This is a genomic window from Halomonas sp. H5, assembly GCF_050613175.1.
In the GTDB taxonomy this organism is placed as follows: domain Bacteria; phylum Pseudomonadota; class Gammaproteobacteria; order Pseudomonadales; family Halomonadaceae; genus Bisbaumannia; species Bisbaumannia salifodinae.
In genome coordinates this window covers 2,404,536-2,428,338 of sequence record NZ_CP192510.1, presented here as the reverse complement: position 1 = coordinate 2,428,338, position 23,803 = coordinate 2,404,536, and the positions used below count along the sequence as shown (strand labels likewise).

The following is a 23,803-nucleotide window of genomic DNA, read 5'->3' as shown; positions in this document are numbered from 1 at the left end:
CGTGCTAACTGCGATAGCCCTGCCGACTCCCTTGGTGGCAGGGGATAGGTTGAGTAGAATACTCGGACATGACTTGCGTCGAGTATTCCCATGAGCGACAACTCCCTGCGTGACCTGCGCCAGGCCCCCGGCGCCGCGGCGCGCCCCAAGGTCGAATTCCCCTGCGACTACCCGCTGAAGATCGTCGGCGATGCCGCCGACGATTTCCGCGAGACCGTGGTGGCCATCGTCGAGACCCATGCCCCGGGCTTCGACCGCACCAGCGTCCAGGTGGTGGACAGCCGCAACGGCCGCTTCCAGTCGGTGCGCCTGACCATCACCGCCGAAGGGGAAGCGCATCTGCAGCGCCTCTTTACCGCCCTCAAGGCCACCGGCCGCGTGCATATGGTGGTGTGATGGTGTCCACTCCGGCCCTGCCGTCCATCGAGTTTTATCGCCTCGGCCGACGCCCCTATGAGCCGGTATGGCAGGCGATGCGCGACTTCACCGACCAGCGTGACGCCCAGACCCCCGACCAGTTCTGGCTGGTGGAACATGATCCGGTCTTTACCCAGGGCCGGGCGGGCAAGCCCGAGCACCTGCTGATGCCCGGCGAGATTCCCGTGGTACAGAGCGATCGCGGCGGCCAGGTCACCTACCATGGTCCCGGCCAGGTGGTGCTCTATCCGCTGATCGATGTGCGCCGGGCCGGCCTCGGGGTGCGTGACCTGGTCACGGCCCTGGAGCAGGCGGTGATCGCCCTGCTCGCCGAGCAGGGCGTCGAGGCTCGGGCACGCCCCGATGCCCCCGGCGTCTATGTGGGCGAGGACAAGATCGCCTCCCTGGGGTTGAGGATCCGCCGCGGCGCCAGCTTCCACGGGGTGGCCCTCAACGTCGATGGCGACCTCTCGCCCTTCCAGCGCATCAACCCCTGCGGCTATGCCGGCATGGCCATGACCCGCCTGCTGGACCTGGTAGACGACTGCCCCGGCGTGGAGGCGGTGGGGGAGCGTCTGGCGCACTGCCTGGCCCGGGAGCTGGGCAGGGAGTTGGTCAGCGCCGAGCGCCAAGCTACGAGCGCCTAGGCTTTGTCTGAAAAGTCGGCGAGCGAAGGTCAGACAAGGCAAAAATCGGCGAAAAGACGGAGTTTACGGGGTGTAAATGAGTACTTTGAGCCGTTTTTTAACGCCGTATGACCGAGCGCAGCCAGTTTTCGGACATAGCCTGGTTGGTCAGTAACGGGCAGTCGATGCCGGGAATGAAAGCGAGAAACCCCATGGGTGTTTAACCCATGGGGTTTCTTCTATGACGCGAGCACTAGCGGTGCCGCGGTGCCACTACCTTGCTAGGCGCTAGGCGCTCTCAACCGACGTTGATCGCATCGATCCGATTGGGATCGGCCTGCTGTCCGGGTACCTCGGCGGGGGCGGCCAGGCCCAGGTTATTCTTCTCGAACACCCGATCGGCGCGGTAGCTGGAGCGCACCAGCGGGCCCGAGGCCACCTCCATGAAGCCCTTCTCCAGGCCGATCCGGCGGTAGCGCTCGAACTCCTCAGGGGTGACGTAGCGCTCCACCGGCAGGTGGTTGCGGGTCGGGCGCAGGTACTGGCCCAGGGTGACGATATCCACGCCGATCTCGCGCAGGTCGTCGAAGGTGGCGAGGATCTCTTCCTCGGTCTCGCCCAGGCCCAGCATCAGGCTGGTCTTGGTGAGCACCTCGGGCTTGTGGCGCTTGGCATAAGCCAGCACATCCAGGGTCTTGCGGTAGCCGGCGCGGGGATCGCGGACCCGCTCGGTGAGGCGTTCCACGGTCTCGACGTTCTGGGCGAAGACCTCGAGGCCCGACTCCACCACGCCCTCGATGGCGGCATGCGCGCCGTCGAAGTCCGGGGTCAGGGCTTCCACCACCACCTCGGGGGTGTTGGCCTTGATGGCGCGGATGCAGGCCGCGTAGTGGGCCGCGCCGCCGTCCTCCAGGTCGTCGCGATCCACCGAGGTCAGTACCACGTAGCGCAGCCCCATCAGCTCCACGGACTTGGCGGTGTTGGCCGGCTCCTCGCTGTCCAGCCAGCCCTTGGGGTTGCCGGTATCCACGGCGCAGAAGCGGCAGGCGCGGGTGCACACCGAGCCCATCAGCATGATAGTGGCGGTGCCGTTGCTCCAGCACTCGCCCATATTGGGGCAATGGGACTCGGCGCAGACGGTGCTCAGGCGGTGCTCGCTGACGTTGCGCTTGACGGCCTCGAAACGCTCGCCGCCGGGGATCTGGGCGCGCAGCCATTTCGGCTTGCGCCCCAGCTCGGGCCCCTCGCCCTCCTGGCGGCGTTGCTTGATGCCGTCCTTGATGGCGGTGAAGCCTTGCTCGGTGCGGAACTTCGCTCCACTGGAGATCGGTTTCGAGGGGGTGTCATTCATCGGGGGTGGGCTCCTCCGCTAGGCGGCTGCCAGGGCCAGGCGGTGCGCGGCTTGTCGCCCGGGGCGGGCAGTCAGCAGGGCGTGCTGGCGACTACGTGGATTGCAGGCCGGTAATTTACCACAGCCGCGCCGGGCTGGCACAGGCGAACCCCCTGCCTGGCGGCCATAAGGCAGATCAGGAGTCGAGCGGCAGGCAGGCGACACCATGGCCCGGCATCGGCGTCAGCGGCGCCTGGAAGTGGGTATTGAGCTCCGGGAGGATCTCCCGCACGAAGCGCAGGAAGAGCTCGGTGACCGGGGAGGGGGGCCTGTCCTTGGGGTGCACCGTGCACCAGGAGCGGCGCAGCGGGAAGCCCGGCAGGCGCGGCGAGGCGAGCAGCCCCGAGGCGATCTCCAGCTGTACCGCCAGGCGCGGCAGCACCGCCACCCCCAGGTGCGCCATGACCCCTTGCTTGATCGCCTCGTTGGTGCCCAGCTCGATGGTATGCGAGAGCGAGACCCGCTCCCGGGCGGCGAACTCCTCGAAGGCGGTGCGTGCCCCCGAGCCGGGCTCGCGCATCAGCACGTAGTGGTGGGCGAAATCGTCCAGGGTCGGTGCCTTGGCCCCGAGTAGGGGGTGGCCCGGCCACACCACCGGAATCAGCTCATTATCGAGGATCGGCATAAAGGCCAGGTTGGGGTCGCTGGGCACCATGCCCATGATCACCAGGTCGTCGCGGCGCTCCGCCAGGCGCTCCAGGGCCTGGCCGCGGTTGCACACCCGCAGCCGCACCTGGACTTCCGGATAGCGGGCACGAAAGCGCGCCAGGATATGCGGCACCACGTACTGGGCGGTGGAGACCGCCGCCAGGTTGAGCTCGCCACGGATGGTGCCGGCCAGTTCCGAGAGCTCCATCTGCAGGCTCGAGACCTGGCCGAAGATCGCCTGCACCGAGGCCGAGAGGGCATCGGCGGCGGGCAGGATATGCAGGGTCTTGCCGGCATACTTGAACAGCGGCTGCTCGAGGACCTGCTCCAACTGGCGAATCTGGGCGCTCACCGCCGGTTGCGTCAAGCCGAGCTGCTCCGCCGCCCGGGAATAGGACTGCTGGCGGTAGACCGCCTGGAACACCTGCAGCTGACGAAAGGTCAGGCGGTTGAGCAGACTGGGACGTGACATGGTTGGGCTTCCGCTAGCTATAAGTCCTGACTTATAGGTTGGCAAAAAAATTACGGCTTTTCTATTGGTGTTGGCCCGGCTAGGTTAGAGGGTTGGGCCGGAGCCCTGGATTCGGCCTGGCCGCGGGCACAGTCTTCCCCATGCCCGTCATGGACGCAACCCTGGAGGCCGTCGTGTTCACGAAGTTGTTGATCGCCAATCGCGGTGAGATCGCGGTGCGCATCGAGCGCGCCTGTGCCGAGATGGGTATCCGCTCGGTGGCCATCTATACCGAACCGGACCGTTTCGCCCTGCATGTGAAGCGCGCCGACGAGGCCTATTTCGTCGGCGACGACCCCCTGGCCGGCTACCTGGATCCGCGGCGCCTGGTGGACCTGGCCCGGGAGACCGGCTGTGAGGCCATCCATCCCGGCTATGGCTTCCTGGCCGAGAACGCCGAGTTCGCGCGGATCTGCACCGAGGCGGGCATCGCCTTTATCGGCCCCGACAGCGAGGCCATCGCCGCCCTCGGCGACAAGGTCGCGGCGCGATCCAGCATGCACCGCGCCGGTATCCCCATTACCCCGGGGGGCATGGCGGCCCTGGGCGGCCTCGATGAGGCGCGGGCCCTGGCCGATGGCCTGGGCTACCCGGTGATGCTCAAGACCTTGCGCGGCGGTGGCGGGCGCGGCCTGCGCCGCTGCGACGATGTGACTCAACTGACCCGGGCCTGGGAGACCCTGCCCGGGGAGAGCGGTGAGGCCGAGCTCTACCTGGAGAAGTGCATCGCCACGGCCCAGCATATCGAGGTGCAGGTGCTGGCGGATCGCCACGGCGGGGTGATTCACCTCTTCGAGCGGGACTGCTCCCTGCAGCGGCGCAATCGCAAGCTGATCGAGGTGGCCCCCAGCCCCCGGTTGACTCCGGAGCAGCGCGCCTACATGGGCGAGCTGGCGATCCAGGCCGCGGCCGCGGTGGGCTTCGAGAACGCCGGCACCGTGGAGTTCCTGGTACGCGGCAACGAGATCTACTTCATGGAGATGAATCCGCGCATCCAGGTGGAGCATACCGTCACCGAGGCGGTCACCGGGGTGGATATCGTCCGCGAGCAGATCCGCATCGCCGCCGGCCACAAGCTGGCCTTCCGCCAGGAGGATATCCGCCACCACGGTTACGCCATCCAGTGCCGCATCAATGCCGAGGATCCCAAGAACGACTTCCTGCCCTCCTTCGGGCGCATCACCCGCTACTATGCCCCCGGCGGCCCCGGGGTGCGGGTCGATACCGCCATCCATACCGGCTACCGGGTGCCGCCGCACTTCGATACCCTCTGCCTCAAGCTGATCGTCTGGGGCATGACCTGGGAGGAGACCCTCAATCGGGCGGTGCGCGCCCTGGACGACATGCGCCTGCAGGGCATCAAGACCACGGCGGCCTATTACGAGGAGATCCTCCGCCACCCGGCGCTGCGCGAGGGCCATTTCGATACCGGCTTCCTGGCCGCCCACCCGGAGCTGCTCGACTATTCGAGCAAGCGTCATCCCGAAGAGGTGGCCCTGGTGATCGCCGCCGCCATCGCCGCCCATGCGGGCCTGTAAGGACAGAGACGAATGAGTGAATCCAACGACCCGGTGCGGTTGACCGAGGTGGTGCTGCGCGACGGCCATCAGTCGCTGATCGCCACCCGGCTGCGCACCGAGGACATGCTGCCGGCTTGCCCCGAGCTGGATGCCATCGGTTTCCACGCCCTGGAAGTGTGGGGTGGGGCGACCTTCGATGCCTGCGTGCGCTTTCTCAAGGAGGACCCCTGGGAGCGGCTGCATCGCCTCAAGGCGGCGCTGCCCAGGACGCCCCTGCAGATGCTGCTGCGCGGCCAGAACCTGGTGGGCTATCGCCACTATGCCGACGACGTGGTGGAGGCCTTCGTGGCCCGGGCCGCGGCGGGGGGCATCGATAGCTTCCGCCTCTTCGACTCCCTGAACGACTTCCGCAACCTGGAGGTGCCCCTGGCCGCGGTCAAGGCCAGCGGCAAGCATGCCCAGGCGGCGCTCTGCTACACGGTGAGCCCGGTGCATGATCGGGCCAGCTTCGTCGCCGATGCCAAGCAACTGGTGGCCATGGGGGCCGACTCCATCGCCATCAAGGACATGGCCGGGCTGCTCACGCCTTACGCCACCTACGAGCTGGTGGCGGCCCTGGTGGATGCCCTGGAGGTGCCGGTGCACCTGCATACCCATGCCACTTCGGGGCTCGCCGCCATGTGCCACCTCAAGGCGGTGGAGGCGGGCTGCCGCCATCTGGATACCTGCAGCGGCGCCTTCGCCGGCGGCACCAGCCACCCGGCCAGCGAGGCGCTGGTGGCGGCCCTGCAGGAGACGCCCCAGGACACCGGCCTGGACCTGGCGGCGATTCGTCGCGTGGGCGAGACCCTGCGCGGGGTGCGCACCAAGTATGCCCGCTTCGAGAGCGAGTTCACCCGGGAGGATATCGGCGTGCAGCTCAACCAGATTCCCGGTGGCATGATGTCCAACCTGGCCAATCAGTTGCGTGAGCAGAACGCCCTGTCGCGGATCCAGGAGGTGTTCGAGGAGATCCCCCGGGTGCGTGCCGAGCTGGGTTATCCGCCCCTGGTGACCCCCAACTCCCAGATCGTCGCCAGCCAGGCGGTGATGAACGTGCTCAGCGGCGAGCGCTACAAGGCGATCACCAATGAGGTGAAGCGCTACCTGCTGGGGGGCTATGGTCGGGCGCCGGGGCCGGTGGACGAGGCCCTGCGCAGCCGTGCGGTGGGCAATCAGCCGGTGGCCCAGGGGCGGCCGGCGGACCAGTTGCCGGCGGAGCTGCCGCGCTTGCGGGAGGCCATCGGCGACCTGGCCGAGAGCGAGGAGGACCTGCTGACCTTCGCGCTCTTCCCCGATATCGGCCGCGACTTCCTGGTCGGGCGCCGGGAGGGCAGCCTGGTGCCCGAGTCCCTGGAGGAGGCCGGCACCGCGCGCCGCCCGGTGGCCGAGGCGCCGCCCACCGATTTCGTGATCGACGTGCACGGCGAGTCCTATGAGGTGCAGATCACCGGGGTGGGGCGCGACGTGGGCGGGCGTCGCCAGGTCTACCTGAGCCTGGACGGCATGCCCGAGGCGGTGGTCTTCGAGCCGCGGGCCAGCCAGCCGGCCCCGACCGCCGCGCCCCGTGCCCGGGCCACCACCGCCGGACATGTGACCACCGCCATGCCGGGGACCATCGTCGAGGTGCTGGTGGGCGTCGGCCAGCGGGTCGAGGAAGGGCAGGCGATCCTGATCACCGAGGCGATGAAGATGGAGACCGAGGTGCATGCGCGCCTGGCCGGCCGGGTCGGCGCCGTGCATGTGGTCCGGGGCGATCGAGTCACCCCGGGGGAGGTGCTGGTGGAGATCGTCGGGGAGGAGTGATATGACGGTCTGGCTGCTGTGAAACCAGCGAAGGGCGCCACTGGGCGCCCTTCGTATTGCTTTTACGCCGCCGTGGCGAGCGTTGCTTAGCTTCGCGAGCTGATCCAGTCGTCGGCGTCGGGGATCTCGATATCGACCGCCTCGGCCAGTCGTGGCGAACTCAGCAGGAAGTCGGCGCTGGCCATATTGCAGGCCACCGGCACGTTCCACAGCGCCGCCAGGCGCAGCAGCGCCTTGACGTCCGGGTCATGGGGCTGGGGAGCGAAGGGGTCCCACAAGAACACCAGCAGGTCCAGTCGCTGCTCGGTGATGCGTGCACCGATCTGCTGGTCGCCCCCCAGGGGGCCGCTCATCACTCCCTCTACCTCCAGCCCCAGCCGCTCGGCGACCCGCCGCGCGGTGGTGCCGGTGCCCAGCAGCTCGTGTTGGGCCAGGGTGTCGCGCCAGCGCTCGGCCCAGGCCAGCAGCTCCTCTTTCTTGCCGTCGTGGGCGATCAGGGCGATGCGCTTGCGCTCGGGTAGCCGGCGCCGGCGCGCCTGGCGGGGACGGGATTCGCTCATGGGGCCTCCTCTCGCTCGCTTACTGGACGGTCAGGATCTTCAGGGTATTGGTACCGCCGTGGGCGTTCATATGATCGCCGCGGGTCAGGATTACCTGGTCGCCGGGGCCGGCGATGCCGCGGGCCCGGAGCTCGTCCAGGGCGCGGGCATTGAGTTCGGTGGGGGTCATCTCACTGGTGTCGAAGAACACCGAGACCACGCCCCGATAGAGGGCCATGCGGCGCTGGGCAATGGGGCTATGGGCCAGGCCGATGATGGGCAGGCCGGAGCGGATGCGCGAGGCGATCAGCGGCGTATAGCCGGTGGACGTCATGCAGGCGATGGCGGCCACGCCCTCCAGGTGGTTGGCGGCGTACATGGCCGACAGCGCCACCGTCTCGTCGATCTTCGAGAAGCCCTCGTGGATGCGGTGCCCCGACTCCTGGGCGGTGCGCTCGCGCTCGGCGCCCAGGCACAGACGGTGCATCGCCTCGATGGTCTCCACCGGGTAGTCGCCGGCGGCGGTCTCGGCGGAGAGCATCACCGCGTCGGTGCCGTCGAGCACGGCGTTGGCCACGTCGAACACCTCGGCTCGGGTGGGCAGCGGCGCGCTGATCATCGACTCCATCATCTGGGTGGCGGTGATCACCGCCCGGTTGAGCTTGCGGGCGCGGCTGATGATGCGCTTCTGCACGCCGATCAGCTGGGCGTCGCCGATCTCCACGCCGAGGTCGCCGCGGGCCACCATCACCGCCTCGGAGGCACGGATGATGCCGTCCAGGGTCTCCGGGTCGGCCACCGCCTCGGCGCGCTCGACCTTGGCCACCAGGCCGATTTCCTTGCCGGCCTCGCCAAGCAGCGCGCGGGCCTCCTGCATATCGGCGGCGCTGCGCGGAAACGACACCGCCAGGTAGTCGACGCCGATGTCGATGGCGGTCTTGAGGTCGGCCTTGTCCTTGTCGGTGAGGGCCGCGGCGGAGAGGCCGCCGCCCTGCTTGTTGATGCCCTTGTTGTTGGACAACCGCCCGCCGACGGTCACGGTGGTGTGCACCTCGGGGCCGTCGATCTGGGTTACTTCCAGCACCAGGCGGCCGTCGTCGAGGAGCAGGACGTCACCCACGGCGACGTCGCCGGCGAGGGCCTTGTAGTCGCAGCCGACCCGCTCGGCGGTACCCGCCTCGGTGTCCATGGCCATGTCGAGGACGAAGGCCTGGCCCTCGTCGAGGGTCACGGCGCCCTCGGTGAAGCGGGCGATGCGGATCTTGGGGCCCTGGAGGTCGCCGAGGGCGGCGACGCTCTTGCCGAGGCGCGCGGCGATCTCGCGCACCGCCTTGAGGCGGCGGCGATGGTCGTCGGCGGTGCCGTGGGAGAAGTTGAGGCGAACCACGTCGACGCCGGCGTCGATCATCGCCTCGAGGACGCCCTCCCGGTCGCTGGCGGGACCCAGGGTGGCGACGATCTTGGTGCGGCGCAGGGGGGGATGGGCGATCGACATGGTAGGACTCCTCTGGAATCTGCGTGGGGTGGGGTCTGGGCACCTTGGCCGGGACCGCCGTCATTCTCGATGACTGTGATGTAGTGATTTTACTACATCACAGTAGACCATGCCCGACGCTCGGTGAAAAGGGTCTCTCCAGCGGGTACCGGGGGAGTCTGTAACGAATGGATGACGATGAGGTGACATCGTCCGCCGCTTGCCTGGCCCGATTCCGGGGGCTAGGTTCAGAAAGCGGCGGGCCTGGCGTGAAGGGGCCGGCTGGGGTAGGGTAAGCGCATTTTTCCGTCGAAGAGCCCTTCGGCGAGGGATCGATGCCGGGACCCTCCGGTCTCGGGCACATAGAAAGTGGAGCACTATGGGCAAGTCACTGGTCATCGTCGAGTCACCGGCCAAGGCCAAGACGATCAATAAGTATCTCGGCAACGACTTCGTCGTTAAGTCGAGCGTGGGGCATATTCGTGATCTGCCGACCAGCGGCTCCGGCAAGGGTGCCACGGATCCCAAGGAGCGCGCCCGCCAGGCGGCGGCGACCCGCAAGATGTCGCCGGAGGAGAAGGCCACCTACAAGAAGCGCAAGGCCTGGGATCAACTGATCCGGCGCATGGGCATCGACCCGGAGCATGGCTGGGAGGCCCGTTACGAGGTGCTGCCCGGCAAGGAGAAGGTGGTCGCCGAGCTCAAGAAGCAGGCCGAGAAGGCCGATGCCGTCTACCTCGCGACCGACTTGGATCGCGAGGGGGAGGCCATCGCCTGGCACCTCAAGGAGACCATCGGCGGCGATGCGTCCCGCTACAAGCGGGTGGTGTTCAACGAGATCACCAAGAACGCCATCCAGGAGGCCTTCAAGGACCCCGGCAAGCTGCAGATGGAGCGGGTCGAGGCCCAGCAGGCGCGGCGCTTCCTCGATCGGGTGGTGGGGTTCATGGTCTCGCCGCTGCTCTGGAACAAGGTGGCCCGGGGCCTCTCCGCCGGCCGCGTGCAGTCGGTGGCGGTGCGCCTGATCGTCGAGCGGGAACGGGAGATTCGCGCCTTCGTGCCGGAGGAGTTCTGGGACGTGCATGCCGACCTGGCCGCCGAGGGACAGGCGCCGATCCGCTTCGAGCTGGTGCGTCAGGACGGCAAGGCCTTCCGCCCCACCTCCGAGGCGGAGACCCTGGAACGTATCGCGGCGCTGCGCAAGGCGAGCCTGGCGATTACCGCCCGGGAGGACAAGCCGACCCGCTCCAAGCCCAACGCGCCCTTTATTACCTCGACCCTGCAGCAGGCCGCCAGCGCTCGCCTGGGCTTCTCGGTGAAGAAGACCATGACCCTGGCCCAGCGCCTCTACGAGGCGGGCTATATCACCTATATGCGGACCGACTCCACCAACCTCTCCCAGGATGCGGTGGCCAGCGCCCGGGACTATATCGCCGAGGAGTTCGGGGCGCGTTACTTGCCCGAGTCGCCCAATCGCTATGCCAGCAAGGAAGGGGCCCAGGAGGCCCACGAGGCGATCCGTCCCTCCGAGGTGACCCGCAAAGCCACCGACCTTTCCGGCATGGAGCGGGACGCCGAGCGGCTCTATGAACTGATCTGGCGTCAGTTCGTGGCCTGTCAGATGACCCCGGCGGAGTATCTCTCCAGCACCCTGACCGTCGAGACCCAGGGCTACGAACTCAAGGCCAAGGGCCGGGTGCTCAAGTTCGATGGCTATACTCGGGTAATGAAGCCTGCCGGCAAGCAGGAGGACCAGTCGCTGCCGGACCTGGCCAAGGGCACGCCGCTCGACCTGGTGACCCTGGATCCCCAGCAGCACTTCACCAAGCCATCGGCGCGTTTCACCGAGGCCAGCCTGGTGCGCGAGCTGGAGAAGCGCGGCATCGGCCGCCCCTCCACCTATGCGGCGATCATCTCCACCATTCAGGAGCGCGGCTACGTCAAGCTGGAGAACCGCCGCTTCTACGCGGAGAAACTCGGCGATATCGTCACCGACCGCCTGGCCGAGTCCTTCCGCGACCTGATGGACTTCTCCTTCACCGCGCGCATGGAGGACAGCCTCGACCAGGTGGCCGAGGGCGAGCGCAACTGGCGGGAACTCCTCGACGCCTTCTATGCCGACTTCAAGCGTCAGCTGGAGCGGGCCGAGAGCGACGATGGCATGCGTCCCAACCAGCCGGTGCCCACCGATATCGACTGCCCCAGCTGTGGTCGCAAGATGCAGATCCGCACCGCTTCCACCGGCGTCTTCCTGGGCTGCTCCGGCTATAACCTGCCGCCCAAGGAGCGCTGCAAGACCACCATCGACCTGATCCCCGGCGAGGAGGCGGTGGCCGCCGATGCCGACGAGGAGGCCGAAACCGAGGCGCTGCGTGCCAAGCATCGCTGTGGCAAATGCGGCACCGCCATGGACAGCTACCTGATCGACGAGACCCGCAAGTTGCATATCTGCGGCAACAGCCCGGACTGCGATGGCCACGAGGTGGAGCAGGGCAAGTTCCGCATCAAGGGCTACGAGGGACCGGTGATCGAGTGTGACAAGTGTGGCTCGGAGATGCAGCTCAAGAGCGGGCGCTTCGGCAAGTACTTCGGCTGCACCAACGGCGAGTGCAAGAACACCCGCAAGCTGCTCAAGAGCGGCGAGGTGGCGCCGCCGAAGATGGACCCCATTCCCATGCCGGAGCTGGCCTGCCAGAAGGTCGATGACCACTATGTGCTGCGCGACGGCGCCAGCGGCCTCTTCCTGGCCGCCAGCCAGTTCCCCAAGAATCGCGAGACCCGCCCGCCGCTGGTCAGCGAGCTCAAGGCCCATGCCGAGGAGCTCCCCGAGAAGTATCACTTCCTGCTCGAGGCGCCCAGCGAAGACCCGGATGGTCGCCCGGCGCAGATCCGCTTCTCCCGCAAGACCAAGAGTCAGTACGTGATGACCGAGGAGGGCGGCAAGGCCAGCGGCTGGAAGGCCACCTTCGAGGGCGGCAAGTGGCAGGTGGAGGACAAGCGTAAATGACCCTGGTCGAAACGCGCGGCAAGGCCGCCTTTATCGGGTTCTTCGCAGAGCAGCGTGAAACCACGGCCTGGGAAGGCTCCAGCTTGCTATTGTGGGAGTTCGGCTCTGCCGAACGATTGGCGCCGTCAGGTGCCTTGATCGCCCTTCGGGCGATATCGCCGAGGCGTCGGACCGGCGGAATCCGCGCTCCCACGATGGGGTTCACGCCAAAGTGCGATGAACCTTTATCGAGGGTGACAAGTAAATGACTCCAGCGGGACGCACTAACCAGTTGCTCTACCAGGCCGAGCTGCTGCTGACCCTCTCGCCGGAGGGCGGCGATGAGCATGCCGAGGCCCGGCGGCGCGCCCTGGAAGAGGGCGCCCTGGCGACCCTGGAGCTGGCGCTGAATTCGCTGCTGCGGGAGGTCTCCGAGCATGCCCACCTGGCACGCCACGACTGGCGCGAACTGTTGGGTGGCGACGAGCCCGTGGCGGAGCTGGCCCAGTTGCGGGCCCTGGCCGAGCGTCCCGAGAGCTGGCTGGCGGTGTTGCTGGTGCGTCTCGAGGCCCTGCATGGGGTCGAGGGCGCGGCCCGCCGCGAGGCGGCGGGCGGCCTGATCGCCGCCTCTGCCGGCGAGCCCCTGGCCCGGGAGCTCGCCGGGTGTCTCAAGGAGTTCAAGGCACTGCTGCCCGCCCTGCGCGAGACCAGCCAGGAGTGGTAGCGGGCTCGTGCGGCTGGAATGCCTAAAGGGCGCCCCTCAGCCATTCCAGCCGCGATAGCCTTGCATAGGACGCTTCCCGGTGTGTCGGGCGGCCATAACCGGTACAATCGCGGCCCTCTATGCATCGACCGGACCCTTATCCTTGATCTCCACCGCCAATATCACCATGCAGTTCGGGGCCAAGCCCCTGTTCGAGAACGTCTCCATCAAGTTCGGCAACGGCCATCGCTACGGCTTGATCGGCGCCAATGGCTGCGGCAAGTCCACCTTTATGAAGATCCTCGGCGGCGACCTGGAGCCCTCCTCGGGCCAGGTGATGGTCGAGTCGGGGGCCCGGCTCGGCAAGCTGCGCCAGGACCAGTTCGCCTACGAGAACGAGCGGGTCATCGACACCGTGATCATGGGCAATGCCGAGCTCTCGCAGGTGGCCGCCGAGCGGGAACGCATCTATGCGCTGCCCGAGATGAGCGAGGAAGACGGCATGGCGGTGGCCGACCTGGAAGTGCGCTTCGCCGAGCTGGACGGCTACACCGCCGAGGCCCGAGCCGGCGAGCTGCTGCTGGGACTCGGCATCCCGCTCGAGCAGCACACCGGCCCCATGAGCGAGGTGGCGCCGGGCTGGAAGCTGCGGGTGCTGCTGGCCCAGGCGCTGTTCGCCGACCCCGACGTGCTGCTGCTCGACGAGCCCACCAACCACCTGGATATCAATACCATCCGCTGGCTGGAGGGGGTGCTGACGGCGCGCAACAGCACCATGATCATCATCTCCCACGACCGCCACTTCCTTAACAGCGTCTGCACCCATATGGCGGACCTGGACTATGGCGAGATCCGGCTGTTCCCGGGCAACTACGACGACTACATGACCGCGGCCACCGCCGCCCGCGAGCGCCAGCACGCCGACAACGCCAAGAAGAAGGCGCAGATCGCCGAGCTGCAGCAATTCGTCAGCCGCTTCTCGGCCAACGCCTCCAAGGCCAAGCAGGCTACCTCCCGGGCGCGCCAGATCGACAAGATCAAGCTCGAGGAGATCAAGCCGTCGAGCCGGGTCAGCCCCTTTATCCGCTTCGAGCAGGCCCGCAAGATCCATCGCAACGCGGTCAACGTGGAAGGGGTCACCCAGGGTTACCCCGGCGAGGCGCCGCTGTTCGAGCGCTTCGGCATGACCGTGGAGGCCGGCGAGCGCATCGCCATCATCGGCCCCAACGGCATCGGCAAGACCACCCTGCTCAGGACCCTGGCCGGGGAGCTCTTTCCCCAGGCCGGTAGTGTGAAGTGGACCGACAGCGCCGAGCTCGGCCACTTCGCCCAGGACCACGCCGACGACTTCGCCAATGACGCGACCCTGTTCGAGTGGATGGCCCAGTGGACCGACGGCGGCGAACAGGTGATCCGTGGCGCCCTGGGGCGCATGCTGTTCTCCAGCGACGACATCGGCAAGTCGGTGAAGGTGATCTCCGGCGGTGAGCAGGGGCGCATGCTGTTCGGCAAGCTGACCCTGACCCGGCCTAATGTGCTGCTGATGGACGAGCCCACCAACCACCTGGACATGGAGTCCATCGAGGCGCTCAACCTGGCCCTCGAGCACTACCCGGGGACCCTGATCTTCGTCAGCCACGACCGGGAATTCGTCTCTTCCCTGGCCACCCGTATCCTCGACATGGGCGAGGCGGGGATCACCGACTTCAGCGGCAGCTACGACGACTACCTGAGGAGCCAGGGCCTGTTCGGCTGACGGGCGCCTCCGCCCCGGGAGATTGCCGCTAGTCGCTACCGAGTCACAATGTTAGGCTAGTAGCGACGTTAGCGGCCATGGATTTGCCATGGCCGCTTTCTATTGTTATCGAATTGAGGAGGTTCGGGTGTCCGATACCGCAGTCCTGGAAATCGTCGAGCTCGCCGATGGCGAGATCGTGCTACGCAGCGCTGAGGGAGAGGGCGAGCCTCTAGTGAGGATCCGCTTCTCCGAGGAGGCCGCCGAGCTGCTGCGCCGCGCCCGCTTCGAGGTGGCACAGGAGATGATCGATCATGCCCTGTCGCGCAGTCATTTGGTGGAAGGGGACGAGGAAGAGGCCCAGGCGTCGCCGGCGACCCTGCACTGACCCGTCCTGCCCGCCTGCGTGATCTTGCCGCCGCCTTCTGGGCGGCGGCGTCGTTTTGGGTGCGCGGGGGTGATAAAGGGTTGAGGGACTGGCTGGCGCGTTTGACCAAGCTTTGCTGGGATAAAGGAGAGCGCCCGTCCGGGGGCGTTAGCATGGCGCCCACCGCTTCTGGGGCCTAAGGAGAGGATCATGTCGAGACAGTATCTTTCGCTGGAGTTGATTGGCTATTGGCGGGATGCCAATCGCACGGAGATCCCCAGCGATGGGGGGGTCTTCTGTGTCTATGGCGGGGAGTACGATGCGGCGACCGGCGACTATTCCCTGCATCGGCTGATCTATATTGGCGAGTCGCGCAACGTGAGCTATGCCATTGCCCACCACGAGACCCGTGAGCGCTGGCTCGCCAAGCTGGGTGATAACGAGGAACTGTGCTACAGCATCGGGGTGGTCTATTACACCATGCGCGAGCGCTGTGCCGCGGCCCTGATTCATGAGCACCGCCCTCTGGCCAATAAACGTGAGGCCATCGAGACCTTCACCTTCGATGAGACCGAGATGGTGCTTTCCGGGAAGACGCGGCTACTCAACAATCACTTTATCGTCTCCCCGGAAGGGAAAAGCGGGGTGACCTGAGCCCGGGGGGTGATAGGATACGCGGTGATTCCGCTCGGGCGCGAGGCGCCCGGGTCCGCTTCATTACTGCAAGAGAGTCTCGAATGCGTTACCTGCTTCGCATCGTCGCCCTGATGGGGGTGTTGTGTCTGCTGATGGCGACGGCCCAGGCCAGCCTGGTCGATCTTGAGGAACGTTTCGCGCCGCGCCATGACAACGAACTGTGGCTATTGGTGGATGATCGTAGCTCCACCCTTTTCGTCTACCGCGGGCATCGCGAGCTGGAGCGGATGTATCCGGTCTCCCTGGGGCGGGCCGGTGCGGCACCCATCCGTACCCGCGGTGACCGTCGCACGCCCACTGGGGAATTCCACATCGATCGCTTCAATTTTGAGAGCCCGTTCCATATCTTCATGGGGCTCGACTACCCGACCCCCTGGCATGCCCGCGATGCCCTTAATGCCGGGGTCATGAGCCGGGCAGAGTACGACGACTATTTCGCCTACCTGCGACGCCATGGTCGTCCTCCCCAGGACACCATCCTGGGAGGCTATATCGGCATCCATGGCCTGGGAGAGGGCGATCCCGGCATCCATCAGCAGTTCCACTGGACCCAGGGGTGCGTGGCGGTGACCAACGAGCAGATCGAGCGCCTGTCGCAACTGGTCGACATTGGCACGCGGGTAGTGATCCGCTAGGCTAAGGATCGTGAAACCAAGAACTTCTGTAGTAGACAAAGGCACTACGTCTATAATAAAACGGCGTTTGACTAAGACGGCTTGGCCGTTATGGTCACGCTGACCGAAGTGGAAGGCGAGATGACTCGCTTCGGTGGCAAGCAGACCTGCCCAGGGAATCGGACCTTGTCCGACCCGGGCTAAACCAAGGAAGACCCTCAAGGAGAACGTTATGACCCTCAAGAGCACTCTGAAGCTGACCGCTGCTGCAGCCTCCCTGGCCATCCTGGCTGGCTGTGCCTCTACCAGCGCCCTGGAAGAAGTGCGCATGACTGCCGAGTCCGCTCAGGCCGACGCGGCCGAGGCTCGCAGCATCGCCACCCAGGCTCAGAACACCGCCAACCAGGCTCAGCGTGACGCTCAAGCGGCCCTGCAGATGTCTCAGCAGAACCGTGAAGAGATGAACCGCATGTTCGAGCGTTCCATGTACAAGTAATGCTTGTACCAGCAGGGCACTGGCATCCCGGTGCGTTGCTTCAGGCATCCAGCCTGTTCAAGACCCCCTGCCTCGGCAGGGGGTCTTGCTTTATGCGTTTGATGGCTCAGGGCTCGCCGCGGTCGAGGGGCAGCAGCAGCTCGAAGTGTTGGGGCTGCCCATGCTGAATGACTCGCACGGGATCGGCGTTATAGGCCCATGGCTGATGAGGCAACCAGTGATCGAGCAGGTAGGCATGCAGGATGGGCAGCAGCGCCAGATCATCGAAGGTTATCGAGGCGGCCAGGGTGCCGGGGCAGGTGAGGCGGCGGTGATAGGGGCTCGGTGGCCAGGGATGGGTGCCCTGGAGTCCGATATCGACGCGCTGACGATGCCTCGGGGTGATAGCGGGGTCATCCGGCAGCAGGAAAGCGGCGCCTTCCAGGAGGGGCGCCTTGGGGTTGGAGGGGATACCTCGATACTGCTGCCATAGGTGCGGTAGTGACGGGGGGTTAGGGGGGCCGTAATGGCGAATGGCCCATAAGGAGATGGCTGGCCGTTGCGCCACGCTGACAGTATGGTGCGGACCCTTTGTCGCCGGCGTGTCATGACGGCGACGAAACCCCGAGGGGCTGATGCCAAAGTGGTGCTGGAAGGCGCGGCTGAAGATGGCGTGGCTACGAAACCCACAGCTCGTGGCGATATCGATGACTCGAGCACGGGTGCGAAGCAGCAGGCTGGCCGCCCGCTCCAGGCGAAGGGTATTGCGGTAGCGGGCCGGTCCCATGCCGAAGTGCCGGAGAAAATGGCGCCGGATATGGGACTCCGAATAGCCCAGGTAAGTGGCCAGCTCGCTGATGGTGCAGGCCTGGGTGGTGGTATTGTCCAGCCAGAGTTCTGCGGCGCGAATCTCGGCGGTTACTCTGTCGTCGAGCATCATAGGATTATTGACTCTGTCTTTTTGGACACTTGTCACCCACTCGTCTTGTTTTCTTCATTTTTCTGGCAGGCCGAGTCTCTCGGCACTTGAAGGAGATACTGGTTAAGGAGCTCAGGAGGTGTGGTTCCACAGGAGCGAGAGGATTGTTGTAACTGCAAAGCAGTCATTGCTTTTTTATTTGATGATTAGTGGGCGGAAAACACCATGGCCTAAGTGTGAGGAGTGACGTAGTCCCTCCTCTCTCTGGCGTGTAAGCCATATCTCAACTTTTTGTCCCGTGCCTTTCTGAACGGCGCGATGTCGGCATACGCTTAGCTCACAGAAAAATCCCCAATAATGAATCAGTGAGGATAGCGTTATGCGTGCGAAGGGAACTCGTCTTCTTCCTCTGGCTGCCCTGGTGGCCGCCATCTCTCTTGCCGGTTGCAGCGGCAGTAGCAACTTGACCGTTCCGGGCGGCGGAAACGATAGCGCTGGCGGTGGTGGTAATGGCGGTGGTGGTAATGGCGGTGGTGGTAATGGCGGTGGTGGTAATGGCGGTGGTGGTAATGGCGGTGGTGGTAATGGCGGTGGTGGTAATGGCGGTGGTGGTAATGGCGGTGGTGGTAATGGCGGCGGCGATAATGGCGGTGGTGGTAATGGCGGCGGCGATAATGGCGGTGGCGGCGATAACGGCGGCGGCGATAACGGTCAGGTGGCCGGTGGCAGTATCGAGCAAATTGTTCAAGACACCAGCGATGTCACTCAGGGGCTGGGGGATAGCGTCGTGGTGCTCGGCGACGGCTTGAGTCAGCAAGAGATCCCGTTGGTCGGTGGCGTTACCGACGGCACAGGCCAGGTCCTGGTGCATCTGGGGGATGGCGTTAACAGCCTCTCTGACGGCCTGAGGGATGGGCTGGGCAGCTTTACCGAGAACGACAATGCCTTGGGCACGACGCTGGCCGGTGCCACCGGTACCGTCTCCGATAGCGGGCGGGCCGTGGGGGCCCTTGGCGATACCGTCGAAGCCCTTAACACCCTGCCTGTGTTGATGCAGGTCGATGCCACTACCGGCTTGGTGACGACGCTTGGCAAGACCGTTGGCGACCTGGGGGCAACCGTGACCGGCGTCGGTGATGTGCTGACCCTGACCTTGACCGACGAGAATGGCCATCTAGCCGGCTTGACCAGTGAGCTGAGTGCGGTGGTGCGCCCGGTTCTCGTTTCTGTCGAGGGCACCACGCAACACCTCGGCGATGCGTTGATCGTGGGGCCGGTGGCCAATGACCTGCTGGGACAAGTGGGCGGCGTGGTGGTTGACCTGGGAGGGGGCCTGGGTGGCAAGGACCCACTGCTCGCCGGCCTGGGTGGCACGGTAACCGGTGCCGGCAACCTGGTGGGCGACCTCGGTGGGTTGCTGACCGCGGGGGACGATGGAGGCCTCTTGGGTGGCGGTCTGCTGGGCAGTGAGGCCGGGCTCGTGGGTGGCCTGCTGAGCAATGATGGAGGCTTGCTGGGTGGCCTGACCGGCGACCTGCTCGGTGGTGAAGGTGGCCTGGCCGGCGGCCTGTTGGATGGCGACGGTGGTCTGCTCGGTGGCGATGCCGGCCTGCTGGGGGGTGTGACCGGCGACCTGCTTGGTAGCGAGGATGGCCTGCTGGGTGGTGTGACCGGAGGCCTGCTGGATGGCGACGGTGGTCTGCTCGGCGGCGATGCCGGCCTGCTGGGTGGCTTGGTTGGTGGGGAGAGCGGCACCGTGGATGGCCTGACCGGCGGCCTGCTGGATGGCGACGGTGGTCTGCTCGGCGGCGATGCTGGCCTGCTGGGTGGCTTGGTTGGTGGTGAGAGCGGCACCGTGGATGGCCTGACCGGCGGCCTGCTGGATGGCGACGGTGGTCTGCTCGGCGGCAATGCTGGCCTGCTCGGTGGCTTGGTTGGTGGTGAGAGCGGCACCGTGGATGGCCTGACCGGCGGCTTGCTGGATGGCGACGATGGTCTGCTCGGTGGCTTGGTTGGTGGTGAGAGTGGCACCGTGGATGGCCTGACCGGCGGCCTGCTGGATGGCGACGATGGTCTGCTCGGTGGTGTTACCGGCACCGTGGATGGCCTGACCGGTAGCCTGCTCGGCGACGAAGGCGGCTTGCTAGGCGGTGATGAGGGGCTAGTGGGCGGCGGTCTGCTGGGCAGCGTGACCGGCAGTGTTAGCGGTAGCGTGGAAGGAGGTGCTGAAGGCAGTGTGGAAGGCGGTCTGCTGGGCGGTGTGACCGATACCGTGGATGGAGTAGTCGGCGGTCTGTTGGGTAGCGATGATGGCCTTCTCGGCGGGGGGCTGCTCGGCGGAGGATTGCTTGGAGGGGAGTGATGACTGGAAAAGGTGGCGGAGTGACTCCGCCACCTCTTCTCTTCGTGCCTTCGAGTCAGAGAGCCCGATGGTTTTCCCTTGAAAATCGCTGTCGCTGTAAGTTTCTGGCTGGTGATTCGCTTGGGCTATTGACCCTGCCTCTTGTAAGAGATTTCTGATTCTTGGCGATATAAATAACAAGTCATAAATATGCTGCTGTTGTTCTTCGTCGAGTCCGTGAGCTGCTCGGCGAAGGATAGGGATATCATTCAAAGGAAACTGCCATGAATATTAAAGGAACTCGTCTATTTCCCCTGGCGGTGCTTGTCGCTGCTATTTCAATGGCCGGTTGCAGCGGGAGTTCAACACTGACACTGCCTTCGAGTGATGGCGGTATTGCGGATGGGGGAGACAGCGGCGGCGGTGATAACGGCGGCGGTGATAACGGCGGCGGCGATAACGGCGGCGGAGATAACGGCGGCGGCGATAGTGGCGGTGGTGATAACGGCGGCGGCGATAACGGCGGCGGCGATAACGGCGGCGGCGATGATGGCGGCGGTGGCGATAACGGCGGCGGCGATAACGGCGGTGGCGATGATGGCGGCGGCGATGATGGCGGCGGCGATGATGGCGGCGGCGATGATGGCGGCGGTGGCGATGATGGCGGCGGCGATGATGGCGGCGGCGATGATGGCGGCGGCGATGATGGCGGCGGCGATGATGGCGGCGGCGGCGATGATGGCGGTGGCGGCGATGATGGCGGCGGCGATGATGGTGACCAGGCTGGCCTTACCGTGCTGGAGAGGATGGTCCAGGACACCGCTGATGCCGGCGATGGGGCAGGTGATACCCTTACCGTGCTCGGTGAGGGGATCAGTCAGCAGGAGCTTCCGCTGACTGGCTCGATGACCGATGGTGGTGGCGAGGTGCTGGTCCATCTCAGCACCGGGGTAAATACCTTGGCCAGTGGCCTGCGGGATGGCTTGGGTAGCTATACCACCAATGACAATGCCCTGGGGACGACTCTCGGTGGTGTTACCGGCACCGTGGGTGATGCCGGTCGCGCCGTGGGCACCCTGGGAGATACCGTGGCCGCGCTGAATACCCTGCCGGTGTTGATGCAAGTGGATCAAGCCACGGGGCTGGTTACCACCCTGGGTCAGACGGTGGGAGAGCTTGGGGCCACGGTATCTACCCTGGGCGACTCACTGACGCTCACCCTGACCGATGAAAATGGCCACCTGGCGGGTCTGACCTCGGAGTTGACCGGGGTGGTGCGCCCGGTATTGCTCTCCGTGGAAGGGACGACCCAGCAGCTCGGGGATGCCCTGGTGATTGGGCCAGTCGCCAATGGCCTGCTTAACGAGGGGGGAGGTGTCGTGGTCATGTTGGGTGACACCCTGGGCGGTCAGGATCCGCTGCTGGGTGGTCTCGGTGGAACCCTGGGCGGCGTGGGGCAACTGGTGGCCGATACCGGTGGCCTGCTGACTGCCGGGGAGGCTTCTGACCTGCTGGAAGGCGGCCTGCTGGGCGGTGATGGTGGCCTCCTCGGCGACGAAGGCGGCTTGCTGGGTGGCCTGATAGGTGGTGAGAGCGGAACCGTGGATGGCCTGACTGGCGGCCTGCTGGGCGGTGATGGTGGTCTGCTCGGCGACGAAGGCGGCTTGCTGGGTGGCCTGATAGGTGGTGAGAGCGGGAGCGTGGATGGCCTGACCGGCGGCCTGCTGGGCGGTGATGGTGGCCTCCTCGGCGACGAAGGCGGCCTGCTGGGTGGCCTGAAAGGTGGTGAGAGCGGCACCGTGGATGGCCTGACCAGTGGTCTACTGGGTAGCGAGGATGGCCTGCTGGGTGGGGTGACCGGGAGCGTAGATGGTCTGACTGGTGGCCTGATCGGTGGTGAGAGCGGCACTGGGGATGGCCTGACCGGTGGTCTGCTCGGTAGCGAGGATGGGCTGCTGGGTGGGGTGACTGGCACCGTGGATGGCCTGACCGGCAGTCTCCTGGGGGGCGGTGGTCTGCTGGGCGGTTCGTCCGGCGCTAGCGACTAAGATCGTGGCACTTGGCTCCGGGGGCAATCCCCCGGAGCCAGCCAGGGTCGACCGCCGGACATTTCTTGACAGTAGGGCTGGTGTGAGTCGCTATTCTTTGGTAGATACTAACTTACAATCAAGGCAAAGAATAATTATAGTCGGTGCCGAAGAGCGCCACTGGTCCAGGGAAAGGATATATGAACGCAATCAAAAGACTGGCGCAACCAAGCGCCGCCAATGCAGCACGATCTCCGCTTCTTGCCATCACGGCAGCTGGCCTGATGAGCCTGGCTGTTACCTCCCATGCCAGCGACTCTCCGTCCCTGGTGGATGAGCGACAACCCACCCAGGTGCCTGGGCTGGAGCAGATGCGCGATGCCTCGGAGCGACGTACCGCCACTCAAGTGTCTCTGCCTCAGGTCGCGGGCGCTATCAGCCGCGAAACTCAGGTCTCGGTATCTCATCTTGATTTTCGTGGCGGTACCGTCTTCGAGCTCGATGATCTCGCCAGTGGCATGAGTCCCATGCTGGGACAGCGCGTGACCGTGGGCGAGCTGATCGATGGCGTCGAGGCGATCACGCGTCGCTATCAGGACGCGGGCTATCCGCTCTCCTATGCCTATCTACCCGATAATAACTTCCGCAATGGCGTGGTCACCGTGGTGGTGGTCGAGGGCTATATCGCACGTACCGAGATCGCCATCGACAAGGCCTCGGTGGCCAGTCGAGTTCAGCGTCTCGCCGAACGTATCGTCGATGAGCGCCCGCTGACCCGGTCCACCTTCGAGCGTTATACCGCCTTGATGGAGCGAATTCCCGGGGCGCAGCTGGCGATCAATGCGCCGGTGCCGCGCACGCCGAGCGGCGGAACGACCCTGCGCGTGGAGGAGCGCAGCATGCGCGCCCTGGATGGTGGCCTCTCGCTGCAGGGCGGCGATGAAGACGATATCCAGCTGCTGGCCAACCTGACCCTGCAGTCCAATACCCGTTACGCCGAGCGGTTGTCGCTGGCGGCCCTGTTGCCGATCGATGGCGACGATGAGTTCTATGCCGCCGAGTACCAGCAGGAACTGGGCACCGATGGCCTGCGCCTGAGCCTCGCGGGTAGCCGTTTCGAGACCGAAGAACCGACGGGTGTCAGCCTGCTGGGCAACGAGCAGGCACGGGAGGAGAAGATCACCGAGCGTTATCGTGCCGGACTCGATTATCCGCTGTACCTGTCGCGGCAGTTCAGTTGGTACCTTGGTGGCCAGGTGGATCACCATCATCAGCGCAGTTTGTTCGTCGAGGAGGGGCTGCCCCTGCTGGAACGACGCCTCAATTTCTCCGCTCTGGAGCTCAATACCCGCCTGCAGCGGGCCAGCCAGGAGCGCATCCTCGAATGGCGCGGAGACTTTCGCCAGGGGGTCGACCTGGGAGGCAATCGCAACCGCCTGAGCAGCGCTTTCGCCTCGGTCAATCAGCCGGAGGAGCTGCACTTTACCCGCCTGGGCAGTCAGGCGCGCTGGGTGGAACGGCTGGGGGCCCGCTGGCGCTTGACCAGCCGCGTCGCCGGTTTCTGGTCCAATGACACCCTGCCGTCGCCGGAACAGGGCAATTACGGCGGCAACCGTTTCGGTCGCGGCTATGGCGATAGCCAGGCGGAAGGCGACTACGGCGTCGCTGGCGAGATCGAGCTGCGCTATCTGCAGCCGGTGGCCAGCGATTGGGTCGGTTCGGTGGAGCCCTATCTGTTGGTCGATGGCGCCCGCACGCGCTTCAACGAGCGGGATACCGAGCATGAGATCGCCTCGGCAGTGGCGGGATTCGAGCTAAGTCAGGGGAGTTTCTATCGCCTGGGGATCGAATATGCCCAGCCCATCGGCGATCGGGACCTGGACACCAATAGCCGCGATGGCCGGATCAATGCCCGGATCAGCTGGAATCTGGGCGGCTAGACGTGGTATGGCCCGGCATGATCGCCGGGC

The 23,803-nt window shown here is 65.7% G+C and carries 22 protein-coding genes; 15 read left to right on the top strand and 7 right to left on the bottom strand.

The genetic code is table 11. The annotated features are described in order from the left end of the window. Positions 1–90: 90 nt before the first annotated feature. Both ACQ1W9_RS11310 and lipB read left to right on the top strand, forming a co-directional pair. Positions 91–396 (top strand): HP0495 family protein, encoded by a 306-nt coding sequence (locus ACQ1W9_RS11310; protein ID WP_346060638.1) that lies wholly within the window; start codon positions 91–93, stop codon positions 394–396. Continuing rightward, positions 396–1,064, top strand: coding sequence for a lipoyl(octanoyl) transferase LipB (lipB, locus tag ACQ1W9_RS11305; protein ID WP_431023464.1), 669 nt, complete (start codon positions 396–398; stop codon positions 1,062–1,064). The genes ACQ1W9_RS11310 and lipB overlap by 1 nt, the downstream gene beginning before the upstream one ends. A 277-nt stretch (positions 1,065–1,341) precedes the next feature. Here the strand turns inward: lipB and lipA are convergent, their stop codons facing one another. Next, positions 1,342–2,394 (bottom strand): lipoyl synthase, encoded by a 1,053-nt coding sequence (gene lipA, locus ACQ1W9_RS11300; RefSeq protein WP_431023463.1) that lies wholly within the window; start codon positions 2,392–2,394, stop codon positions 1,342–1,344. A gap of 175 nt (positions 2,395–2,569) precedes the next feature. Then, complete coding sequence (locus ACQ1W9_RS11295; protein WP_346060635.1) at positions 2,570–3,553, bottom strand: LysR family transcriptional regulator; 984 nt, start codon at positions 3,551–3,553, stop codon at positions 2,570–2,572. 173 nt (positions 3,554–3,726) lie between these two features. Between ACQ1W9_RS11295 and ACQ1W9_RS11290 the strand changes: the two genes are divergently transcribed. Further along, complete coding sequence (locus ACQ1W9_RS11290; protein WP_431023462.1) at positions 3,727–5,130, top strand: acetyl-CoA carboxylase biotin carboxylase subunit; 1,404 nt, start codon at positions 3,727–3,729, stop codon at positions 5,128–5,130. Positions 5,131–5,142: 12 nt separating this feature from the next. Continuing rightward, positions 5,143–6,957: a pyruvate/oxaloacetate carboxyltransferase gene (locus ACQ1W9_RS11285; RefSeq protein ID WP_431023461.1), complete on the top strand. Its 1,815-nt coding sequence runs from the start codon at positions 5,143–5,145 to the stop codon at positions 6,955–6,957. Between the two features lie 86 nt (positions 6,958–7,043). On the opposite strand, the gene ACQ1W9_RS11280 is transcribed toward ACQ1W9_RS11285, so the two are convergent. Further along, positions 7,044–7,517 carry a methylglyoxal synthase gene (locus ACQ1W9_RS11280; protein ID WP_346060632.1) on the bottom strand — a complete coding sequence of 158 codons (474 nt, stop codon included), beginning with the start codon at positions 7,515–7,517 and terminating at the stop codon, positions 7,044–7,046. A gap of 19 nt (positions 7,518–7,536) precedes the next feature. After that, positions 7,537–8,991 (bottom strand): pyruvate kinase, encoded by a 1,455-nt coding sequence (pyk, locus tag ACQ1W9_RS11275; protein ID WP_431023460.1) that lies wholly within the window; start codon positions 8,989–8,991, stop codon positions 7,537–7,539. A 358-nt stretch (positions 8,992–9,349) separates the two neighbouring features. On the opposite strand from pyk, the gene topA reads away from it, so the two are divergent. The 8 genes from topA (at position 9,350) to ACQ1W9_RS11235 (ending at position 16,567) form a co-directional block, all read left to right on the top strand. Next, on the top strand, positions 9,350–11,977 hold the full coding sequence (topA, locus tag ACQ1W9_RS11270; RefSeq protein WP_431023459.1) for a type I DNA topoisomerase: 2,628 nt from the start codon (positions 9,350–9,352) through the stop codon (positions 11,975–11,977). Further along, complete coding sequence (locus ACQ1W9_RS11265; RefSeq protein ID WP_431023458.1) at positions 11,974–12,225, top strand: hypothetical protein; 252 nt, start codon at positions 11,974–11,976, stop codon at positions 12,223–12,225. The genes topA and ACQ1W9_RS11265 overlap by 4 nt, the downstream gene beginning before the upstream one ends. Next, a complete protein-coding gene (locus ACQ1W9_RS11260; protein WP_431023457.1) occupies positions 12,222–12,680 on the top strand; it encodes a DUF6586 family protein in 459 nt (152 codons plus the stop codon). Before ACQ1W9_RS11265 ends, ACQ1W9_RS11260 begins: the two co-directional genes overlap by 4 nt. 142 nt (positions 12,681–12,822) lie before the next feature. Continuing rightward, the gene (locus tag ACQ1W9_RS11255) at positions 12,823–14,415 is read left to right on the top strand and encodes an ABC-F family ATPase (RefSeq protein ID WP_431023456.1); all 1,593 of its coding nucleotides are present in this window, start codon (positions 12,823–12,825) and stop codon (positions 14,413–14,415) included. A 127-nt stretch (positions 14,416–14,542) separates the two neighbouring features. Continuing rightward, positions 14,543–14,782: a hypothetical protein gene (locus tag ACQ1W9_RS11250; RefSeq protein WP_431023455.1), complete on the top strand. Its 240-nt coding sequence runs from the start codon at positions 14,543–14,545 to the stop codon at positions 14,780–14,782. A 189-nt stretch (positions 14,783–14,971) separates the two neighbouring features. Beyond that, positions 14,972–15,415 carry a hypothetical protein gene (locus tag ACQ1W9_RS11245; protein ID WP_431023454.1) on the top strand — a complete coding sequence of 148 codons (444 nt, stop codon included), beginning with the start codon at positions 14,972–14,974 and terminating at the stop codon, positions 15,413–15,415. 83 nt (positions 15,416–15,498) lie between these two features. Continuing rightward, entirely contained in the window at positions 15,499–16,092 is a 594-nt protein-coding gene (locus ACQ1W9_RS11240; protein WP_431023453.1) for a L,D-transpeptidase family protein, read from the top strand. Between the two features lie 211 nt (positions 16,093–16,303). Continuing rightward, complete coding sequence (locus tag ACQ1W9_RS11235; RefSeq protein ID WP_195859255.1) at positions 16,304–16,567, top strand: Lpp/OprI family alanine-zipper lipoprotein; 264 nt, start codon at positions 16,304–16,306, stop codon at positions 16,565–16,567. A gap of 106 nt (positions 16,568–16,673) precedes the next feature. On the opposite strand, the gene ACQ1W9_RS11230 is transcribed toward ACQ1W9_RS11235, so the two are convergent. After that, a complete protein-coding gene (locus ACQ1W9_RS11230; protein ID WP_431023452.1) occupies positions 16,674–17,486 on the bottom strand; it encodes a helix-turn-helix domain-containing protein in 813 nt (270 codons plus the stop codon). Positions 17,487–17,802: 316 nt separating this feature from the next. Beyond that, entirely contained in the window at positions 17,803–18,282 is a 480-nt protein-coding gene (locus tag ACQ1W9_RS11225; RefSeq protein WP_431023451.1) for a hypothetical protein, read from the bottom strand. Here ACQ1W9_RS11225 and ACQ1W9_RS11220 point away from each other — a divergent pair. Further along, complete coding sequence (locus ACQ1W9_RS11220) at positions 18,271–19,827, top strand: collagen-like triple helix repeat-containing protein (RefSeq protein WP_431023450.1); 1,557 nt, start codon at positions 18,271–18,273, stop codon at positions 19,825–19,827. The genes ACQ1W9_RS11225 and ACQ1W9_RS11220 overlap by 12 nt on opposite strands. 341 nt (positions 19,828–20,168) lie before the next feature. Here the strand turns inward: ACQ1W9_RS11220 and ACQ1W9_RS11215 are convergent, their stop codons facing one another. Continuing rightward, a complete protein-coding gene (locus ACQ1W9_RS11215) occupies positions 20,169–20,744 on the bottom strand; it encodes a hypothetical protein (RefSeq protein ID WP_431023449.1) in 576 nt (191 codons plus the stop codon). Here ACQ1W9_RS11215 and ACQ1W9_RS11210 point away from each other — a divergent pair. After that, positions 20,712–21,854, top strand: a complete 1,143-nt coding sequence (locus ACQ1W9_RS11210; protein ID WP_431023448.1) for a collagen-like triple helix repeat-containing protein — start codon at positions 20,712–20,714, stop codon at positions 21,852–21,854. The two genes, ACQ1W9_RS11215 and ACQ1W9_RS11210, sit on opposite strands and share 33 nt — an antisense overlap. Before the next feature lie 263 nt (positions 21,855–22,117). Then, complete coding sequence (locus ACQ1W9_RS11205) at positions 22,118–23,773, top strand: ShlB/FhaC/HecB family hemolysin secretion/activation protein (protein ID WP_431023447.1); 1,656 nt, start codon at positions 22,118–22,120, stop codon at positions 23,771–23,773. The last annotated feature ends 30 nt before the right edge of the window (positions 23,774–23,803 follow it).

Excerpts from the sequence above, each read along its gene's own strand:
- topA (WP_431023459.1), top strand. The coding sequence starts at position 9,350 with ATGGGCAAGTCACTGGTCATCGTCGAGTCACCGGCCAAGGCCAAGACG.
- ACQ1W9_RS11215 (WP_431023449.1), bottom strand. The coding sequence starts at position 20,744 with ATGGACCAGCACCTCGCCACCACCATCGGTCATCGAGCCAGTCAGCGG.
- ACQ1W9_RS11310 (WP_346060638.1), top strand. The coding sequence starts at position 91 with ATGAGCGACAACTCCCTGCGTGACCTGCGCCAGGCCCCCGGCGCCGCG.
- ACQ1W9_RS11280 (WP_346060632.1), bottom strand. The coding sequence starts at position 7,517 with ATGAGCGAATCCCGTCCCCGCCAGGCGCGCCGGCGCCGGCTACCCGAG.
- ACQ1W9_RS11260 (WP_431023457.1), top strand. The coding sequence starts at position 12,222 with ATGACTCCAGCGGGACGCACTAACCAGTTGCTCTACCAGGCCGAGCTG.
- lipB (WP_431023464.1), top strand. The coding sequence starts at position 396 with ATGGTGTCCACTCCGGCCCTGCCGTCCATCGAGTTTTATCGCCTCGGC.
- ACQ1W9_RS11210 (WP_431023448.1), top strand. The coding sequence starts at position 20,712 with ATGACCGATGGTGGTGGCGAGGTGCTGGTCCATCTCAGCACCGGGGTA.
- ACQ1W9_RS11265 (WP_431023458.1), top strand. The coding sequence starts at position 11,974 with ATGACCCTGGTCGAAACGCGCGGCAAGGCCGCCTTTATCGGGTTCTTC.
- ACQ1W9_RS11240 (WP_431023453.1), top strand. The coding sequence starts at position 15,499 with ATGCGTTACCTGCTTCGCATCGTCGCCCTGATGGGGGTGTTGTGTCTG.
- ACQ1W9_RS11285 (WP_431023461.1), top strand. The coding sequence starts at position 5,143 with ATGAGTGAATCCAACGACCCGGTGCGGTTGACCGAGGTGGTGCTGCGC.
- ACQ1W9_RS11235 (WP_195859255.1), top strand. The coding sequence starts at position 16,304 with ATGACCCTCAAGAGCACTCTGAAGCTGACCGCTGCTGCAGCCTCCCTG.
- ACQ1W9_RS11295 (WP_346060635.1), bottom strand. The coding sequence starts at position 3,553 with ATGTCACGTCCCAGTCTGCTCAACCGCCTGACCTTTCGTCAGCTGCAG.
- ACQ1W9_RS11230 (WP_431023452.1), bottom strand. The coding sequence starts at position 17,486 with ATGATGCTCGACGACAGAGTAACCGCCGAGATTCGCGCCGCAGAACTC.
- lipA (WP_431023463.1), bottom strand. The coding sequence starts at position 2,394 with ATGAATGACACCCCCTCGAAACCGATCTCCAGTGGAGCGAAGTTCCGC.
- ACQ1W9_RS11245 (WP_431023454.1), top strand. The coding sequence starts at position 14,972 with ATGTCGAGACAGTATCTTTCGCTGGAGTTGATTGGCTATTGGCGGGAT.
- pyk (WP_431023460.1), bottom strand. The coding sequence starts at position 8,991 with ATGTCGATCGCCCATCCCCCCCTGCGCCGCACCAAGATCGTCGCCACC.
- ACQ1W9_RS11205 (WP_431023447.1), top strand. The coding sequence starts at position 22,118 with ATGAGCCTGGCTGTTACCTCCCATGCCAGCGACTCTCCGTCCCTGGTG.